At 46.6% G+C, this 18,612-nt stretch carries 16 protein-coding genes; 10 read left to right on the forward strand and 6 right to left on the reverse strand.

All coding sequences use genetic code 11. The features are described 5' to 3' along the window. Nucleotides 1–223: 223 nt before the first annotated feature. Complete coding sequence (locus tag NDI48_30480; protein ID MEP0835495.1) at nucleotides 224–1,486, forward strand: transposase; 1,263 nt, start codon at nucleotides 224–226, stop codon at nucleotides 1,484–1,486. Between the two features lie 86 nt (nucleotides 1,487–1,572). Here the strand turns inward: NDI48_30480 and NDI48_30485 are convergent, their stop codons facing one another. The 6 genes from NDI48_30485 to NDI48_30510 form a co-directional block, all read right to left on the reverse strand. Beyond that, nucleotides 1,573–2,922 carry a Mur ligase family protein gene (locus tag NDI48_30485; protein ID MEP0835496.1) on the reverse strand — a complete coding sequence of 450 codons (1,350 nt, stop codon included), beginning with the start codon at nucleotides 2,920–2,922 and terminating at the stop codon, nucleotides 1,573–1,575. A gap of 51 nt (nucleotides 2,923–2,973) precedes the next feature. Next, complete coding sequence (locus NDI48_30490; protein ID MEP0835497.1) at nucleotides 2,974–3,132, reverse strand: hypothetical protein; 159 nt, start codon at nucleotides 3,130–3,132, stop codon at nucleotides 2,974–2,976. A 140-nt stretch (nucleotides 3,133–3,272) separates the two neighbouring features. Further along, entirely contained in the window at nucleotides 3,273–3,746 is a 474-nt protein-coding gene (locus tag NDI48_30495) for a hypothetical protein (GenBank protein ID MEP0835498.1), read from the reverse strand. Nucleotides 3,747–3,962: 216 nt separating this feature from the next. Then, nucleotides 3,963–4,904 (reverse strand): glycosyltransferase, encoded by a 942-nt coding sequence (locus NDI48_30500; protein MEP0835499.1) that lies wholly within the window; start codon nucleotides 4,902–4,904, stop codon nucleotides 3,963–3,965. Between the two features lie 56 nt (nucleotides 4,905–4,960). Beyond that, nucleotides 4,961–5,917, reverse strand: a complete 957-nt coding sequence (locus NDI48_30505; protein ID MEP0835500.1) for a hypothetical protein — start codon at nucleotides 5,915–5,917, stop codon at nucleotides 4,961–4,963. A 137-nt stretch (nucleotides 5,918–6,054) separates the two neighbouring features. Continuing rightward, nucleotides 6,055–7,383, reverse strand: coding sequence for a WecB/TagA/CpsF family glycosyltransferase (locus tag NDI48_30510; GenBank protein ID MEP0835501.1), 1,329 nt, complete (start codon nucleotides 7,381–7,383; stop codon nucleotides 6,055–6,057). Nucleotides 7,384–7,771: 388 nt separating this feature from the next. Between NDI48_30510 and NDI48_30515 the strand changes: the two genes are divergently transcribed. The 9 genes from NDI48_30515 to NDI48_30555 all read left to right on the forward strand — a co-directional run bounded on the left by NDI48_30515 (nucleotide 7,772) and on the right by NDI48_30555 (nucleotide 18,594). After that, complete coding sequence (locus tag NDI48_30515) at nucleotides 7,772–8,731, forward strand: glycosyltransferase family 2 protein (protein MEP0835502.1); 960 nt, start codon at nucleotides 7,772–7,774, stop codon at nucleotides 8,729–8,731. Nucleotides 8,732–8,737: 6 nt separating this feature from the next. Beyond that, nucleotides 8,738–10,174, forward strand: a complete 1,437-nt coding sequence (locus tag NDI48_30520; GenBank protein ID MEP0835503.1) for an oligosaccharide flippase family protein — start codon at nucleotides 8,738–8,740, stop codon at nucleotides 10,172–10,174. A 208-nt stretch (nucleotides 10,175–10,382) separates the two neighbouring features. After that, nucleotides 10,383–11,507 (forward strand): glycosyltransferase family 4 protein, encoded by a 1,125-nt coding sequence (locus NDI48_30525; protein MEP0835504.1) that lies wholly within the window; start codon nucleotides 10,383–10,385, stop codon nucleotides 11,505–11,507. Further along, on the forward strand, nucleotides 11,489–12,469 hold the full coding sequence (locus tag NDI48_30530; protein MEP0835505.1) for a glycosyltransferase: 981 nt from the start codon (nucleotides 11,489–11,491) through the stop codon (nucleotides 12,467–12,469). The genes NDI48_30525 and NDI48_30530 overlap by 19 nt, the downstream gene beginning before the upstream one ends. A 55-nt stretch (nucleotides 12,470–12,524) precedes the next feature. Then, nucleotides 12,525–13,904 carry an O-antigen ligase family protein gene (locus NDI48_30535; protein MEP0835506.1) on the forward strand — a complete coding sequence of 460 codons (1,380 nt, stop codon included), beginning with the start codon at nucleotides 12,525–12,527 and terminating at the stop codon, nucleotides 13,902–13,904. Between the two features lie 72 nt (nucleotides 13,905–13,976). Continuing rightward, nucleotides 13,977–16,034 carry an AAA family ATPase gene (locus NDI48_30540; protein MEP0835507.1) on the forward strand — a complete coding sequence of 686 codons (2,058 nt, stop codon included), beginning with the start codon at nucleotides 13,977–13,979 and terminating at the stop codon, nucleotides 16,032–16,034. A gap of 3 nt (nucleotides 16,035–16,037) precedes the next feature. After that, complete coding sequence (locus tag NDI48_30545) at nucleotides 16,038–17,474, forward strand: alpha-L-arabinofuranosidase (GenBank protein MEP0835508.1); 1,437 nt, start codon at nucleotides 16,038–16,040, stop codon at nucleotides 17,472–17,474. A 10-nt stretch (nucleotides 17,475–17,484) separates the two neighbouring features. Continuing rightward, complete coding sequence (locus NDI48_30550) at nucleotides 17,485–18,072, forward strand: acyltransferase (protein ID MEP0835509.1); 588 nt, start codon at nucleotides 17,485–17,487, stop codon at nucleotides 18,070–18,072. A 201-nt stretch (nucleotides 18,073–18,273) separates the two neighbouring features. Then, a complete protein-coding gene (locus NDI48_30555; protein MEP0835510.1) occupies nucleotides 18,274–18,594 on the forward strand; it encodes a peptidoglycan-binding protein in 321 nt (106 codons plus the stop codon). Nucleotides 18,595–18,612: the final 18 nt, after the last annotated feature.

Here is an 18,612-nt window from a genome sequence, read left to right on the forward strand (position 1 = left end):
TTAGTAGCCGTTCCCTCTGTTTTTGAGAAAGATGATTTTTGGCTGGCATACGTGGCTAGCACTAGCTTAGTTAATTATTTTAATATTATACAATCAAGCTGCGTAGCAGCTTACCACCATAGCTGCGAAACTTGGTGATATGGGAAATTGCGGTCAGGGAGTTGCTAGACTCACTTGCTAATCCGCTATAAAATAGGTTTTGTAGCGGATCGGTCGATAAGCTATGCTCCTGACTCAAACAAATCGATTGCATCTGAGTGTTGAAGAAACCCAGACGCTTCGGACATTGTGCCGCCTGAGTAAGAATCTCTACAATGTAGGACTCTACACAGTGAGGCAATACTTTTTCACTGAACGCAAGCACTTGCGCTACGAATCGACTTATCATCATTGCAAAACCAACGAGAATTACAAATTGTTGGCGACAGACATTGGGCAGCAAACTCTCAAAGTTGTTGATCGAGCTTTTCAGTCGTTTTTCGGCTTGCTCGAAGCTAGACGAACTGGAACGTTTACGAGCTTTGTATCTATACCTCGATATTTGGATAAAGAAGGATACTTGGCTCTGATTATTCCGATTCGTGCAAGGCAAGTCTTCAAAGAGTGGAAGTTTCCAATTCCTTTGTCTCGTGATTTTAAACGACAAATTGGAGGAAGCGTAACCCTTGAAATCCCGGAACGCCTGAGAGAAAAGCGAATCAAGGAGATTCGCATTTATCCCAAGTACAACGCTTGCCTGTTCGATGTAACTTACATCTACGAATCTGATGATACTCCGGCTCAAGTTAACCCTGAACACATGATGGGCATTGACCTGGGGATGGATAATCTCGCGGCTTGTATAACGACAAAACAAACGAGTTTTGTCATTGATGGCAAGCGGCTTAAATCTGTTAATCAGTGGTTTAATAAGCGGAAGTCCCAACTTCAATCTGAAAAAGATAAGCAGGGCATCAAGGGGCTTACCGAGCAGCAGTTTAGAATCACAGACCGTCGTAATCGTCGGGTTAGAGATTATTTGAACAAAGCGGCTCGACACATTATTAACCACTGTATTGACCAAGGAATTGGCAAAGTGGTTGTGGGCTACAACCCAGGAATGAAACAAGACTCCAACATGGGTACTCGCAACAATCAGAACTTTGTCCAAGTTCCAATTTTTACCCTTCGCCTCAAGCTGAGAAGCCTCTGTGAGCGATACGGCATTACTTTTGTCGAGCAAGAAGAATCCTATACCTCCAAATCCAGTTTTGTAGATGGCGACCCAATCCCCGTTTACAACGCTGACAACCCAGTTGAATTTAAAGGAAGTGGCAAACGTATTAATCGTGGACTGTACCGAACCAAGAAAGGTTGGCTGATCAACGCTGATATTAACGGAGCTGCAAATATCCTCAAAAAACATCTTGAAAGTAGCCAGGATAAACCTCGGTTTGGACTGGGTAGAGGCTGTTTGGCGCAGCCGTTAAGGGTGAAAATCTCTTAAGAATCCACTCGTATACCCGTAGGGTTAGGGGTGGAGTACGTCAATTGTTCGGGATTCATGGCAAGATTGCAGGTTGAAGGTTAAAACTAGAGAATTTTCCGACCCGTCAGCAAGCCGCGTACTTCCAGCATGGCGGAGTAGGTGGGTAAAATATGGAGGGTTTCATTGGCTGGGGTGAGTTCCAAAGCTGTCGCGATCGCTTCCTGCAAGTCTTCTTTGACAATGAGTCGAAACTTATTGTCTTCTGCCGTTTGGCTATAGCGTAGGCGTAGTGCCATATCATAAACGCGATCGCCACTAACAATAATCGTTCCCCCTAATTCCACCAGCTTCTCGGTATCCACATCCCAAATCCAGGACACATCCGTACCATCGGGTGTACGGTCATTGAGTACCAATAGCTTGGTCGATGCGCCACCTTTTTTTTGGATGTCAGTCACGGCACGGATCGTTTCATTCATGCCTACCGGATTCTTGGATAACAAAATCCGCACATGCTTCCCATTTACATCTAATTCTTCCGCACGTCCAAAGGCGGCACGGAAGTTCTTAACCGTGTCATAAATGGCGGCGGTATCAATTCCCATCTCCCGTGCTACTAACCCCGCCGCTAGGGTGTTGTATTTGTTATAAACACCAATCAGAATTTGAGGCCATTCTCGACTATTTACCGCTAGTTGACTCTTGCTAAAACCGCAGCTAGGGCAGCGATAGTCTCCTAAATGGGAGAGGTAAACGCCCTCATAATCCAAAGGATGTCCACAACTGGGACAATAAATCGAGTCTACAGCATGAGGAATTTCATCCAGATACAGGTCAGGTTCACTCAGACCAAAGAATAAGACCTTTTGAGGTAGCTGCTGACCTAAATGGGAGAGGGTGGGGTCATCAGCGTTTAAGATGACTTTGGTGTCAGGGGGAAGAGGTGCGATCGCTTCTTGCCATCGACGACTGATTGTATCGACTTCTCCATAGCGATCGAGCTGGTCGCGAAACAAGTTTAAACCCAAAATGAACTGAGGCTGACAATCGCGCAGGATTAGAGGCAGGATATTCTCATCCACCTCCAAAATGGCATAGTCTGCGTTTAGCTGACCCAGTAAATTTGTATTTTCCAGTAGTGTCGTCACCAAGCCATTAATCAAATTCGCACCCGTGGCATTGTGCGCGACTCGCCAACCCTGAGCCTCAAGAATGGTACACAGGAGTAGAGAAGTCGTCGTTTTACCATTGGTGCCAACAACGAGAATTACCCCTCGCCTGACTTGTTTAAACAGTAGCGGTAGCGCCTTCGGCTGGAGACGACGAGCCACCTCTCCCGGCAACACACTCGCGGCTCCCAAGCGTAACGAACGTACCACAGACGTAACTGTTTTTGATACCCCGACAGATACTCCAAGCCGTAATCGATCAACAACTGATATGCTCAAATCCACACTCCTGAATCAGCCAAACAGCCTCTAAACGTTTAGGGTCGATAGGGCTATTTACTGTTCTACGCATTGCTCGTCAGCATTGTACCGGACATCTCGCCAATCAGCTAGCCATTGCTGATGATTGGCACACTCCCTAGTTATTATCCAACTCTCCTGTCCCCTATCTGGGCATGAAACCCCATGCGCGATGGCACTAATTTTTCGAGCCATTGCGCTTCTTTGCCTCTAGGAAACCGATCCAAAGGCAACGAAAACTTCACTCATCTCTCCTCTTTTCTTTCCTCCTCAGAGTTCTCTGTGTCTCTGTGGTTGCTTAAAAATATACTTAGCAACAAGTCTTCTCAATCTCATTACTTAATCTCAACTCGCAGCTTGTATGTAGCGTTCCCACGAGTTCCACCTACAACAATCCGATAGTTACCGGTTGCAGGCAATTGAGCACTCCAACTAGTCGCCTCTTGCTTGAGGATCTTTTGCTTGGGAGAAATAACATCAAAAACAGCATTATTTTCCACAGACGTGATACTGACTGTTATTTTCTGACCCGCTTTAGCACCCAGCAGATAAATATCTCTAGTCCCTCGGACTACAGCATCTTCTACCACTGCTGAGCTAGCACCGCGTGCAAACCGAATGCGGCGTGTGCGAGATTGTTGAGCGATTAAAAGGGTGGGTTTAACGGTGGTTATCTCACCGACTGTCGAATCTGCCCTAGAGATTTCCGCTTTCAGGGGTTGTACTCTTGTCGGAGTAGATACAGCAACCTGAACAACATTAAGCAGTAGTAATCCAAGAATGAGTCTGAACGAAAGAGCGTTAGACATAGGGTTTTGCCGAAGGATTCACATACCTTGCAGCAGTCCTCAGGTCAAAAGTCTCTGTGACTGGTGCAATATTTGTCCCAGCCTAACTTAGAGAGTGCCAGATACCAAAGATATCCCCAAGGATAGATGTAATTTTCAGTTTTTGCTAACTGCCAAATTAATGTAGTGGTCTGCCAATGAATTTGGATGTAATGTAGCCCGCTTGAAAGTACCCGGTCAAGTTGGCAATGTCCTACGTTCCCTCGTTAAAAGATTCCGTAACCAGTGTCGGGTCTGTGGGGGGATTAGCCACATGCCGAGATACAAACATAAGTCAGCAGGTGTGGGCGAACCTTGCCTGATGGCTTCCCAAAGCAGAAGGCAAAAGGCTTTCCAATCTTGGGTTCGGGCAGCTCGTGCGCTGACTTCTGCCAATATGAAGGATGAATAAGCTCTCGGTGTTACTAAATCTCGTGCAGCTTGAATCCAGTTGAATGAACTTTGCCAATCGTAAGTGCTACTTAAAGTAGGACGATTTTCCCCTAAATACCAAATCGACAACGGCTCAGACACAAATTCAATCCCTACCCCTTCCTGGTTGATTGCCCGCAATAGCCAGTCCCAATCATCATGCTTTTGCATACTGCTTCTGTAGGGAACTTTTTCCAATAACTCTTTGGCGGTGAGGATGGTGGAGGTTTGGATCAGTGCTTCTCCCTGGAACAAGGTATTGCGAACAAACAGATATTCACTCAACGGTTCCGACTCAGCCGGAGGTCTTCTCGGCCAAATTGCCTCTCCTTTGGGCGATCGCACAACCAGATAGCAGGTGGCAATTGGAAGCGAGGACTGAGAACTTCTAACAACTTCCAGTTGCCGTTCTAGCTTTTGGGGCATCCATTCATCATCATCGTCTAGAAAAGCTACCCATTTGGCTTGAGCGGCAGCCACCCCAGTGTTCCTGGCGCTACAGCTCCCTTGATTGCTTGGTAGTTCAATCACCCTCAACCGGGAATCATCGATCGTTGTCAGTGCTTCACGAGTGGACTGCTCTGGGCCATCAATGACAACAATAACTTCAATTTGACTCAGCGTTTGAGCAAGCGCACTTTGAACCGCCCGTTTAACCAATAGTGGCCTGCGATAGGTGGGTATCACGACACTGACTAGGGGTTCCAAGGAAATAACCTCCTGATGGTTTGGGTGATTGTTATTGACAACTACAAGAAAAAACTTTAACGTGTGTTGGCCTCTTGGTGGCACTCTTGAGACCGTTGCAGGATGATGGTATCTAAAAGGTCTAAAATCTTGCTATCTTGAGCTATGTCAAATTTCCTGGCAAAGTGAGCATTACTTTCCACTAAAGCTGGATAGTCATTCGTAGTGAGAGTTTGGGGGCGACCATTACGAGTTTTAGAAAAATCCAAGTACCGCTTGCCGTCATTACATAGGTTAAACAATCGACTATTAATTAAGACTGTTTGTATGAAAGATTCATCGGACACACACACTCGTCTATAGTAGTTAACGATATCCGGATTTGACTGAGAGAAGTCATAAATATATTGAATGCATTTTCTAGACAAGGTACAGAAGTAAGACCCGCCATAACAAATAAAATTCTCATTGAAGGGAGCTGAAGCTCTGACTCCTATAAGCTCATAGGCAATGTTAAGCCTAAAAAAAGGCTGAATGTAATTAATTATTTTTAAGGGGATTAGGAGTTGCCGTTGCCATTCAGTTAATTCAATTCCTATTTTCTGATATCGGTATAAGTATCGCGTATGGCCTTCTCTAATACTCCAATGGCTTTGTTCAGAGAAGACTTCAAAATATTCAAGAAAACCATCATAACTGGTTTGAGCCAGAAAGTTTTCAATTTGTGATAGGGGTTGGATTGGATAATCTTGACCTGAGATGTTGATTAGCCAGTCAAACTCAATTTGACGGCTCAACAGCCAATCCACCGCGTCTAGATATCCTTGAACTATGGAAAAATCTCCACGTCCTCCTTTGCCAGGAATCACATGAATACCACATAGGTTATGAAGTTCTGCTCCATCAAGATTACAGTTAGTAAAATCATGACTTACGAGGACTTCAGAACCAGGACTTAATTTTTTTATGATGCGAACTAATCGGTAAATTTGCTCTGGATTTCTATGAGTTTGTAGCAGATAGCAAACTTTCATGCATCTTCCTCAGACATGGCAAAAGAATTTATGTCACCCACTGGTATGTATTTCTAGCCAGGTTCAAAGTTAATTTTCCGAAAAATATGCCTTAATTCGTGGCGTAGGCATTTAAGTGCTTTTGTCTACCAAAATACTCAAGCACATAAAGCCCTTTCCGAGAGAATCACATCTTTAATCAAGAATTCAATGGTTTGCTCCTTAATCCATCCCTTTCTTACTATCAATTCACCTAGGCGCAGTCCAGTTCCCTTTTGCTCAGATAAGACTATTTCCACTTGTGCCTGAGTTAAAAGACCTGCTTCAACAAGATAATGACCAATACGTTTGTCATCCGTTTCGACGACGACTTGTTCGCGGATCAATAACTTTTCCACCAAAAATTCAACGGTTTGCTGCTTGAGCCATCTCTTCCTAACTATTAATTCGCTTAGGCGTAGTCCGGTCACCTGTTGTTCAGATAACGCTGTTTTGAGTTGTAGCGGAGTTAAAAGACCAGCTTCCACGAGATAACGACCGAGATGCTTATCATCCGGGTGGACAATAGCAAGAAACCTATTTTGATTCTTAACTGTTGAGGAAGAGTTGGCTTGGTTTTTTTGAAGCCTCAAAGTAGAGGTACGATTCATCGGTATATCCTCTACCTCTAATGGAGAGGCATAAAACTTAGCCAAGGCGAGCAGAAGCACGAAAGCTGGATTCCCTAACAAATAGCGAACGGCTAAACGTTTAGGTTCCCGACATAAGCGGTACACCCACTCTAAACCCCATTCTGAAAGAAAGGCTGGACAGTCTGAAACGATACCGGCTAGCCGATCGATAACCGCACCACCCGCCATGATCACGTTGACATTAAGACGGCTACGATGCAGTCGAATCCAATTTTCTTGACGCGGCATTCCCATGCCTACAACCAAAATGTTAGGCTTGGCAAGGTTGATTTTTTGAATCACAGCCTCATTTTGATCGAGGTCTTCAATATCAAAATAACCGTGGTGCCCATCTACAGGAATATTGGGATATTCGCTTTTAAGCTGGTCGAGCGCTGCCTCTAGACACTCAGGCTTAGATCCTAGCAGAAAAATGGAAAAACCCTGCTTGTTGCAATGTTCCAGCAATGCGGGCATCAACGCCGTGTAGGATGCTCGGTACTCTATGGGTAATTTCAGCCCCATGAATTGCAATGCTTTTAAGATGCCAGTGCTGTCACAGTGAGTGATTTCTGAACTTTGTAGGAAGTTATAAAACCATGGCAGTAGCATCGAAAGATTAAAACTGTGTACGTTGTAATTCGCTACAGTAATCTTTCTTCCCTGAATACAGGCCGTATGAATCGCTTCGACAATAGCCGGAACGGGCATACAAGTAATGCGCCGAGATAGAAGATGGACGTTAATGCTCGGCAACGTCTCTACTTGAGAGACATCGGTAGAGAAACCTGAGGGCCTGACTGTGGTTGTAGTCATCTAAATAGAACCAGATGAAGAATGCCTTCCTATAGAACGTTAAGAGTTTTTAAGCTGGCTGTAGTCCCCCAAAAGCCGGATTATTATTTTCTATCGAAAGTATGATTTTTCAGTTGTGCCAAAGATTTATTCGTTAGAAGGGAGTATTATATGCGTTAATACATAAAAGTTATTAAGTATACATTTTATTTTCCTTCTTTGGGGGGATGTCTTTTTTTTATCTGTTCGTAAAATTCAGTTGGTGGGTCTAACAATTGCTAATCCCGTTCTAGACACCTCGAACATTTAATTTTTCAGAGTTGAGCTGGATAAGTTCCAGCACAGAGAATTTTTCTCTTAGAAAACATTAAAAATTACTGCTTTTGCCGTGTAGGAATGGGTCTATCTAATGATGGTTGTCTCTCAAGTCAGTGTTATTGTTCCCGCCTATAATGTTCGCTCTTATATCGAACCGGCTCTGGTCTCTTTACAAAATCAATCCTTTCCAGACTTCGAGGCGATTATTGTTGATGACGGTTCTACCGATGGTACGGCGGAGGTGGTTAAAGGATTTTGTGAGCGTGATTCACGCTTTCAGTTACTGCAAAAACAGAATGGAGGTCTCTCCTCAGCTCGCAACTATGGCATCCGTCATTCCCGTTCCCCCTACATTGCCCTCTTGGATGGCGATGATGTCTACGAACTTGATAAATTATCCACCCATGTCGCTGTACTTGATCGCGCTGCCGATGTCGGGGTTGTGTATAGTGCCTCACGGGCAATCCGTGACGACGGACGCCCAACCTTAATGTCCCTGAGTGGGAAGCCGATCATGTCTGACCCCCTCTTAGCTTTACTGTGCAAAAACTTTGTTGGTCACGGTTCTAATGCTGTGTTCCGCCGCACCCTATTCGATCAGGTGGGTGAATTTGACGAAGGGTTACGTAGCTCTGAGGATATCGATTTTTGGCTGAGGATTGCAGCAACGCGGCGCTGGCACTTCCATCGCCTACCCCAAATTCTATGTGGCTATCGCGTTCGTCCGTCTGGACTTTCCTTCAACGTGGCACAAATGCAGCGTTCTCACGAACAAGTGCTTGAGGCTGCCTTGCGACGGTCTCCAGAGGTGGTCGCTCCCTTACTTCCAACCGCATACGCCTATATGTATCGCTACTTAGCTCGTTTATCCCTGACAGCGGGTAATGCACAACAAGCCCGTCATTTTCTGGATCGAGCATGGGCTACTGATCGCTCAATTTTTTATCGCGACCCCCGCTCAATGCTCACCCTGGTGTCTGTGCGTTTGTCACCACTTTCCAAGCAGGTGATTGGGCGATCGCTAGGCTCAGTAGAGTACACCCAAAAGTAGGGCTGAATGAACCGTAACTCGTTAATCAAAAGTGGGTTCTGGACGACCTACGGAGCGATCGCCACACGCGTACTAGCCTTACTCAGCAACTTGCTGCTAGCAAGATTGCTCCTGCCCTCCGAATTTGGCATAATTGCCGTCGCCTACATTTTCTGGGGGTTCGTCAATCTGTTCACGCAGGATTCTGCTGGGTCTTTTATTGTCTACAAGGGTCTTGAAGACAAGCGTTATTTAAATACAACTTACACAATCAGTCTCGGTATTGGGCTGGTTTTAGGTGTAGGGCTAATTGCAGTATCACCCCTAGCTGCTCAATTTTTCAGAGTGCCCAGCTTAGTCTGGATTCTGGTTGTCTTTGCCTTTAACCTCGTGCTCTCTTGTGCCAACTCGATTTATGCGGGAGTACTGACGAGGCGAATGCAGTATCGAGAACTCGCTAACTCCAACCTAATCGCCTCAATGGTTCGAGTCTTCTCTACAGCTGGGTGCGCTTTCCTAGGTTTTAGCTACTGGTCTTTTGTAGCGGGAGATACGGCTTTTTGGCTAACATCATGTGCGCTACTGCGTTACCACGCCAAGCAGGATTTTCGTCTAGAGATTGATCCAGAGGCGAGAAAAGAAGTATTGTCTTACTGCCTAGGAGCCACAGGATCTAGCTTAGGATATTACGTCAATGCCAACGGCGATAACTTTACGATCGGCAGGATGCTGGGTAGTACCAATCTGGGCTACTACAATTTTGCATATCAGTTGACGATGGCGCTCACCACAATCCTCGGTCAAGCGATCGGTCAAATTGGGATATCAGCCTTCGCTCAATTGCCAGATGATAAACAGCAGGAGAATGGCCTGCTGGCAGTTGTTGAACAAGTTGCTTACCTAACTGCTCCCCTATACGCCTTATTCTTTTTAATCATTGACCAACGGGCAATCTCTCTAGTATTTGGAGCCAAGTGGATACCTGCGAGTGCAGTAATTCCTTGGTTACTTATCTTTGCTTACTTTCGACTGATCAACGGTCAAATCGGTTCTATGTTGTCTGCCAAAGGTCGCCCTGGTGTTAATGCCAAGGTCAACCTTTATATTGCTCCCATCGCTATTGTGGGCTTTCTGCTTGGGGCTTGGCAAGCAGGAATTGTGGGGGTGAGTATTGCAGTTGCTGTCGTGCTGGGAATTTCCTGGACAGTCTACTGGTGGTGGGTGGGTTGCCGCGAACTGGGTTGGCCATTAATGAAGTTTTTAATTCCTTCCTTTAAAGCCGCCCTATTTGCGCTTTTTGGAATTTTAATTTCTATGAGCGTACCTGTAATCTGGAAGCCATTTTTATTTATTGCCATGTATCTAGTCTGCGTTCGCTTTTTAGCTGCAAAGAATTTTTTAATGTACTCATCTCTAGTCGGCAAAGTTGCCAATAAGTTGGCGTTATTTCAAAATAAAAAATAATGCCAAAAACTCTACAATACCCAATTAATTATTAAAGTTACTCTTCTCCTTACTCTGTTTCTCCCTATTCTGGAAAGCCGTCTGACCTCTGTGTTTATTTATTCCTAACCCATTGAATAGCCTCAATATAAATTAATATTCAATCAAAAACTTGAGAGAATTATAGAAAATTGCATCATCAATTAACTTCTAAAAAGGTTAAATATTAATGCTTAATTTTGGTTTTGTAATCGAACACAGATTAGGACACGTCACCCACTACCAGAACCTAAGACGGTGGGTAGCAGAAGATGCCGACATCCACCCAACGTGGATGCCGATTAAAACCGGCGAAAACGACATTTGGGAGCGTATGCCAATTATTCGCAATAATTGGTCGCTCCAAGCCAGTTTACGCGCCCGTGATGCCATCAAGACAGCTTTGCAGATTCAACCGCTTGATGCCTTGTTCCTGCATACGCAGACGCTGGCGTTGTTTGGCTTTCCCTTTATGAAGCAGATCTCAACCATTATTTCGACGGACGCCACACCATTCAACTATGACTCTGTCGGCGAGGGGTACAACCACAAAGTGGGCGGTAACTCCTTACTCGAACAGCGCAAATTTCTGTGGAACCGGAGTACCTATCACGCTGCTACCGCCCTTGTGACGTGGTGTCAGTGGGCTAAAGATTCGCTGATTACTGACTACGGCGTGCCTGCCGACAAAATCACAGTGATTCCCCCCGGCGTGGACATGGAAAAATGGCATTTCGGGCGCGACAAGGCGGCAGACCCAATTTCGACAAACCCAAGAGTGCGGTTGTTGTTCGTAGCCGGTGAATTTGCACGCAAAGGGGGTTACACGCTAGTCGAGGCATTTCGCAGCGGATTGACTCACGATTGCACACTGGACATTGTTACCAAAGACACCAGTATCGAGCGCGAACTAGCGGGAATGGAAGGCGTGCAAGTGCATTGCGGTTTGACTCCCAACAGCCAACCCCTTAAGGAACTGTATGCGAAGGCAGATATTTTTGTGTTTCCGACGCAAGGCGATTGCTTGCCAATTGCCGTGATGGAAGCGATGGCGGCGGGATTGCCGGTTATCGCGACGGATGTGGGCGCATTGCGCGAAGAAGTAGAAGACGGAGTAAACGGCTTGATTGTACCACCGTCGGATGCGGGTGGGCTGGTTACCGCTGTGCGAGCGATCGCTGGTGACAACACAAAACGATACACAATGGCAACTGCCAGCCGCCGCCTAGCGGAAGAACGCTTTGATGCACGCCACAACTACAGCACACTTCTCAATTTGATGAAAACGATAAAACAATGCCAACCATCTCTGTGATTGTTCCTGCCTACAATGCGGAACGAACGATTCTAGAAACGATTACATCAGTTCTGAATCAGACGTTTTCAGACTTTGAGCTGATTGTTATCAATGATGGCTCAACCGACAAGACCCTAGAACTGCTCAATACAGTTGAGGATTTACGGCTGAAGATTTTCTCATATGAAAATGGCGGAGAATCAGTAGCACGCAATCGCGGCATCTCTCTAGCTACTGGCAAGTTCATGGCGTTTCTTGATGCCGATGACTTATGGACACCGGATAAATTAGAGCTACAGTTAGCCGCCCTACAGCAGCATCCAGAGGCCGGAGTAGTTTATAGCTGGGCTTATTACATGGATGAAAAGGGAGAATCTCTTCAAGTTGATCAACCTATTTTTTTTGAAGGAAATGTTTATGCCGAGTTGCTAGTCAGAGACTTCATTGTTAGCGGCTCAAATTGCATGGTTCGTAGAGAAGCTATTGAATCTGTGGGAGAGTTCGATCCTGCTTTGCCATGTGCGGCAGATTGGGATTACTGGCTACGGTTAGCTGCTCGTTGGCCTTTTGTGGTGGTGCCTAAACCTCAGATTCTTTACCGGATAACTTCAAACTCTGCGTCTTCTAAAGTTGAGGTGATGGAAAAATGTAATCTCATCGTCATTGACAGAGGATTTCAATCTGCACCACCAGAAATACAGTCTTTAAAGAATCAAAGTCTTGCCAATACGTACAGGTTCTCAGCTCACCTATACTTGATGAGGGTTGGAACGACAGCCGCCTCTCAGCAGGCCATTCAGAAGCTATGGATGGCAATTCGTCTACATCCCCCGATTTTACGAGAAAGCTGGACTCGAAATCTATTGATTAAGGCACTGCTGATGCGACTGATTTCACCTAAAATGAGCCGTGCCCTACTCCAGTTCATCAGCAAACTTCGTACAAGTCGTAACTCAAGCCTGCAACAATCCCAACCCTAATCCTTTGATAACCCGAAAATTCATTCAGTTAAACCTTTCGCTCTGCAAGCGTTGAATGTTAAACGTCACCTCTAACCCAACAGCTTCGTCAATCAAAGATTTCAAATTAGGTGCCCTGTCATTCCCAGAGCGGGTGATTTATTGGACGATTGTTCTAACACCCCTGTGGTGGCTCTCAGGTATACAGACTCTGCTCTACCCAGCTATTTTAGTGCTTTTACTGGTCATTACCTTTGACCTCAACAAGCTCATCAGAACTTCATTACCAGTCAGTGTATGGGCGTGGTTGGCGATGGCTTTGGTCATGGCTTGGACTGCCATCATTGGTCTGGGTAGCACAGGATTTGAATTTCAGAAAACGGCTGCGTTCGTAGTCACCTTTGTCAAGAGCTATTTCTTAATCTTTGTCTGTCTATCACTACCCTTTTGGAATCAGATCAGGGTTCGGGTGGTGACGCGTGCCGTTGCCTGGATGACAACCGGCTACTTAGTAACCATTGCTATTGAATTAGCAATGCTTTTCCTGAAAATTGGCGGATCCGGTTTTATTCCGCCACTAGCACGACTGCTTCCAGGGGATAAACTAAGCCTGAAAGTCACATTTGCCGCGTTTCAACCGTTCTTTGGCATCCCTTTACCCAGGACAGTCCTTTACACGCCAGACCCCCCTATCGTGGGAGTTTGCACGGTTCTATGTTTCTTTATCTGCTTAGGTGAAACCGACCGCCGCCTACGCAGATGGGCTTTAGCCGGTTGCTTAGTTTCTCTGCTCATTAGTCAGAGTCGTCTTGCTTGGGTCTGCTTTCCCCTGGCTTTGTTGATTCTGGGGTGTTTCCGCAGTCGGTGGGTTCGTCAAGGTTCTCTGTGGGGCGCATCCTTCACTTCATTACTTTGTGCTCTTTTGGGGCTGACCTTAAGTCAGTTAATTGAAAAACCCATGGAAATTTTCACGGGTGCTCGCGCTGAGTCATCGAAAGACCGGGAACTTGTGGTTCGCAAAACACTCGAAGCTTGGCAAGAATCACCTTGGCTAGGGTGGGGAATCATCAGAGGCTCAGTCAAATGGTATACCTACGACATTGCCTTAGGTTCTTTCTCAACCTACGCTTCAGTTCTTTATTTGCACGGAATCGTCGGTTTCGTCGTCTTTGTTGCCGCTTTAGCCTTAACACTGTGGAATTTCTGGGGGCCAGCCGTTCGTGGTAACCCACTCGGCAAGCGAGCATTTGCTAGCCTGGTGGCGTTGTACGTGCTGTGCAATGCCACACCCTTGACCTGGATGACCGTGTATTTTTGGTTCTTCTTTGTCTGGTTGGGTGCAATTCTCTCGGAAATCCAGCCGCCTGATGGCTCTATAACCAGCTGGGAGCAGTTAGCAGGAGATACTGAAGCACGGAAAAAGTTCTATCCAATTGCAGATGAAAATCGTCTGTAATTTCCTTAATATTATCAATAAGGGTAATTAACTTGTTAGCCTTGAGAAGCATCTTTTGGTATCTATAAATTCATGGGTAAAGTAGCTGCAATTGCCACTAGGCACTGGAAATCTTTATTCATATTGAATTTGCTCGTGCTTGCAGCCACCGTTGGCAAGTTGGCAACTTCTCCTAAAGTTTGGACGGCTACGGCACAGCTTATTCTGCCTCAGAAAAGCGGCAATCTAGATGCCAATTTAGGAACGCTGGGTTCCCTTAGAAATGCCGACCCTGGTTTTTCTAGTGAAGTCAATCCTTTAAAAGTTCAGGCTTCTATCCTAACCAGTGATGCGCTGCTAGAACGGGTGTTAGACTCTGACCCTGAGAAAAGTAAGTTTTCCAGACTCGCGAACTACAAGCGGTTGTTCAAAGCATCTCCTCAGGAACAATCCACCATCGTCTCACTGGCTGTCAGTGGTTCAACGCCCGAATTGGCACGCCAGCGAACGAACACCTTACTCGAAGTGTATCAACAGCGTCTGAATGAATTGCGTCAAGCTGATAGTGCGTCTCGCAAGCAGTTTAGTCAGAAAGAACTGAATCAAGCTAGGGAAAGATTAAGTCAGGCGCACATAGCAGTAGCACGGTTCAAGCAGTCCACAGGTTTGGTCAACAGCGAAGCACAAACCCAAGGAATTGTGAGCGCCATCAATAATCTGACTACTGTGCAGGCGCAGGTACTGGCTCAAGCTCAGGCGAGTGAAAATCGAATCAGAGTCCTATCGACTCGCTTAAGTCTTACACCTAACCAGGCTATCCGATCGCTAGGATTGGGTGAGAACCAAAACTACCAGTTCGTTCGCAGCAAACTGGCGGAAGTAGACGCCCAATTGCTGAAGCTCAGAGCTACTTTCACCGATAACCATCCAGCCGTACAGAAACTGGTTTCCGAGCGCGACGGGTTGCAGCGTAAGCTTCAGGATTACATCGCTCAATCAGCCGCTGGCACGCGAGTAGACACCACAGTATCTACCGGGACTGATGGACGTGCCACTTTAATCCAGCAATTGGTGCTTGCCGAGAGTGAAGCCACAGGTCAGCAGCGACAGGCCGAGCAACTACAGAGAGAGATTGCCAAACTGAACGCTGCCTTAAAATCCCTTCCCGCTTCTCAGGCTCAACTGTTGGAACTGCAACGGCAGGTTGATGTCGCTGAGGGGGTTTACAAAGGCTTGGTAGCCCAAGTGCAGCAGAACAATATTAACGCCTTTGATACTTATCCGAACGTGCAGGTACTTGACCCTGCCAAGGTTGACTCCAAGCCTTCCGGCCCCAAGCGGTCAATCACTGTCCTCAGTGGCCTGATGGCTTCCCTTATCGGTAGCATTGCGTTGGTGCTGTTCCTAGAGAGCCGGAATCCGCTGTTGAGTCCCAAAGACTTGCAATCCATCAAATTTCCGATTGTGGTACGCATTCCCAGGCTCAGGAATTCTGGCCTAAGCTGGCAAGTGGGTACGGAAACAGAAGTTGAGTTTCAGCGACTGGCCTCAGCGATTAGCTTACAACCTCTTAATGATCGCCGCTTGTTGATTACTAGTGCGATTATGGGGGAAGGGAAGACAACGGTGACCCTAGGACTGGCTAGAGCCTTGGCAGATTTAGGCTTCCGCGTCCTGCTCGTGGACGGGGATTTCCGCAAAGCCGAACTGAGCCGACGCTTGGGTTATGGTCGGGAACGGGAATCGGCTGACGCCGTCCGCTTGGCCAACGAAGTCCAGCAGCCAATATCAGTAGAGCCGAGTCTAGATTTACTGCCAACCTTACCCAAACAAGGCAAGATTGTAGAACTGGTGAGGCGGGGAAGATTCGAGCAGAGTCTGGCTGTTGCTGAGTCTGCGGATAACTATGACTACGTCCTAGTTGACAGCGCTCCAGTTAGTCTGACCAGTGAAACCGCTTTGATGGCTAACGTCGTCCCCAACGTGTTATTTGTCGTCCGACCCGGTACGAGCTATAGTAACTCCGTGAATGAGAGCCTCGATCAACTGGATCAGCACCGTGCCAAAATCTTGGGTTTAGTCATTAATGGTGTGGAGGCCAACTCAAAAGCCTATCCGTATCGCTCTAATGAGTCTTTAGTGAATTCCTGAGCTATGCGGCGTAGAGTCATGCTCAAGTTAGCCGTATCTGGCGGTGCGTTAGCTCAGGTTTTAAACACAAGTTGCCATCGTCGAATCTTTACCAAGATTATGGGAGAGAATCCAGGCTCATCCACCCCTAGGCTGTCTTCTACAAATTCTATTACCGCAAGAGTGAGGGTAGATTGGGCGACAGCAGTAGCTCAAACCACTCCCTTCACGTTTGGCTCCAACGACTACGAAATCACTAAACCAGAAGCGGCGGCTGACCCAGTCTATCAGAGTCGCCTAGTGGAACTAGGCATCGGTTTAATTCGGATTCACTTCGCGGGATTAAGCGATCGCTGGACTAACTCTACCACCAAAACCTGGGATGAGGCCAAGATAAAAGCGGGTTACGATGCCTCCTATCCCCAACGACCGACAATCATCCAGAACATTTCTGGTTGGCCCCAGTGGATGGCTCAGACCCAAGATGGTCTACTCGACCCTTCTGAGTACGATAACTATGCGGCTTTCTGTGCTCAATTGGTGGAAATTCTCAACCGACGCCAGCAGCGAAAAGTGGTTTATTGGGAGCCCATCAACGAACAAGATGTTCGTTACGAAAAAGCGGGTAAACTCGACGAGCTTTGGAAAATCTACAACAAGACGGCGACAGCGATGAAGCGTCAAGACCCCCAGATTAAAGTCGGGGGGCCAGTGCAGACTTGGGACGAACCCAGACGACTCGCGGCCTTTCTGAAGGCGTGCGAACCGAATGTAGACTTCATTTCCTGGCACCGTTACGGCAGTGGCGATGCCAGTGCATCCACTGACACGCTGATGTCCTACACACCAAACTATAGGAATCAGGTGCAGGAATTTCGCAAATTAGCGAAGCAGTACATCCCCGATCGCAACGTGCCACTACTGCTGGGAGAATATAACATTAACTACGATTGGCGATCGGGTGAAAATCGCCAACATACCCATGTTGGAGCCGTCTGGTTTGCGTCGGTACTCAAAAATCTGGCGGATGCCGGCATTGACATGGCGACCTCATGGCATCTTAAGGATGGAGTTTACGGTCTGATCGATCCTGAAAATAATCTACGACCTGCTGCAACCGTGTTTGCTTGGGGAATCAAATATCTAACTGGTACAGTGATGCAGGCAGACAGCAACCACTCCTTTGTGGAAGCAATGCCAGTTTTGCAGAAAGATGGGGGGCGCTCACTCTTGTTGATTAATAAGTCAGCTGGACTTGCCACACTCAACGTTCAGGCGACGCAGATGGATGCAAAACCGGACAAACTACTGATGTTGTGCCTGGATGCCACTGGCGTAACGACGACCTCCCTAGATACAGCCACGTTGGAGCAAAAACCGTTGACGTTGAATCCCTATTCCTTGGTCTTGCTGCGTTTTTCTGCCGATGGCAGTTCTGTCAATCAACCCCAGAAACGTTGAATTTAGTGCTATGCCGCCGATCAATCATCCAGTTCTGAAGGATTTAGCTAACCTCTATTTTGAAGCCAAGCGACTGTTCTATCGGATGCGATATCCTAATGTATTGCTCGCTAAAGGGGTGCGAATCAAAGGCACCTTGCAGGTTAATGGTACAGTTAAAGTGACCATCGGGCCTGGAAGTCGCCTGGGTAAACATGTCTTGATCTATGGTTCAGGCACAGTCACTATTGGTAGTAACGTATTACTGAATGGCTCTTGGATCGGCTGTGAGCGCTCCATTACGATTGGGGATGAGTGCCTAATTTCTGACTGCGCCATTGCCGATAGCGATTATCACAACCTAGAACCGCACCTACGTCACTGCCCTCCCGGACCCAAAGTTTCGGCCCCGATTGTGATTGAGCGCAATGTGTGGATTGGAGCCAGAGCGACAGTGATGAAAGGGGTAAACATTGGGGCAGATAGTGCTGTGGGTTTGGGATGCGTTGTCCGCAAGTCTGTTCCTCCCGGTGTTGTGGTTATCGGCAATCCCCAGCAAATTGTCAAGCAATTCGACTTAAAGCAGCCGTTACATGAGGATGCTAATCTTGCTCATTGACATTAATGCTGATTATTTGATTATTGTTGTTCAAACTCTTGTGCTATAGCTCAGAAAACGCATCCCAAAGTGTAACTTCCTTAACAATTTTAGTGACTTTAGTAATGCTGAGTGCTGCTAAATTCTCCTAGAGGAGGGAGGCGAAAGAGGAGCCATTTTCTTTAGCCTTAGATAGAAACCTTCACGTCTCAAATATTAAACATGCATACTTCTAATTTTTCGCCAGTTTCTACCAGGCAAGCGGCTTTAAAACTGCCTATTGTACGTCAAGGGAGTTCTGGTAGCGCTGTCAGAGTTTTACAGCAGTTGCTCAATTTTAAGGGCTTCAAGCTAGAGGTCAATGGGCAATTTGATCTGGCCACACAGGCAGCCGTCGAAAACTTCCAACAAATTAACGCTTTGATAGTAAACGGAATTGTTGATGCTGAGACTTGGTATAATCTGAGCCTTGGATTGTTGTCAGTAATACCTATTGAGTCTGAGTTTGCTCCCAATGAAACCCAATCTTTAAATCTCTGCTAAGACTAACAGTCCATCACC

It is taken from the genome of Microcoleus sp. AS-A8, assembly GCA_039962225.1.
In the GTDB taxonomy this organism is placed as follows: domain Bacteria; phylum Cyanobacteriota; class Cyanobacteriia; order Cyanobacteriales; family Coleofasciculaceae; genus Allocoleopsis.

Bases quoted from the DNA above. Each gene is read 5' to 3' on its own strand.
- NDI48_30515 (MEP0835502.1), top strand. From the start codon at position 7,772: ATGATGGTTGTCTCTCAAGTCAGTGTTATTGTTCCCGCCTATAATGTT.
- NDI48_30545 (MEP0835508.1), top strand. From the start codon at position 16,038: ATGCGGCGTAGAGTCATGCTCAAGTTAGCCGTATCTGGCGGTGCGTTA.
- NDI48_30550 (MEP0835509.1), top strand. From the start codon at position 17,485: ATGCCGCCGATCAATCATCCAGTTCTGAAGGATTTAGCTAACCTCTAT.
- NDI48_30520 (MEP0835503.1), top strand. From the start codon at position 8,738: ATGAACCGTAACTCGTTAATCAAAAGTGGGTTCTGGACGACCTACGGA.
- NDI48_30490 (MEP0835497.1), bottom strand. From the start codon at position 3,132: ATGGCTCGAAAAATTAGTGCCATCGCGCATGGGGTTTCATGCCCAGAT.
- NDI48_30495 (MEP0835498.1), bottom strand. From the start codon at position 3,746: ATGTCTAACGCTCTTTCGTTCAGACTCATTCTTGGATTACTACTGCTT.
- NDI48_30510 (MEP0835501.1), bottom strand. From the start codon at position 7,383: ATGACTACAACCACAGTCAGGCCCTCAGGTTTCTCTACCGATGTCTCT.
- NDI48_30540 (MEP0835507.1), top strand. From the start codon at position 13,977: ATGGGTAAAGTAGCTGCAATTGCCACTAGGCACTGGAAATCTTTATTC.
- NDI48_30530 (MEP0835505.1), top strand. From the start codon at position 11,489: ATGCCAACCATCTCTGTGATTGTTCCTGCCTACAATGCGGAACGAACG.
- NDI48_30535 (MEP0835506.1), top strand. From the start codon at position 12,525: ATGTTAAACGTCACCTCTAACCCAACAGCTTCGTCAATCAAAGATTTC.
- NDI48_30480 (MEP0835495.1), top strand. From the start codon at position 224: ATGCTCCTGACTCAAACAAATCGATTGCATCTGAGTGTTGAAGAAACC.
- NDI48_30555 (MEP0835510.1), top strand. From the start codon at position 18,274: ATGCATACTTCTAATTTTTCGCCAGTTTCTACCAGGCAAGCGGCTTTA.
- NDI48_30505 (MEP0835500.1), bottom strand. From the start codon at position 5,917: ATGAAAGTTTGCTATCTGCTACAAACTCATAGAAATCCAGAGCAAATT.
- NDI48_30525 (MEP0835504.1), top strand. From the start codon at position 10,383: ATGCTTAATTTTGGTTTTGTAATCGAACACAGATTAGGACACGTCACC.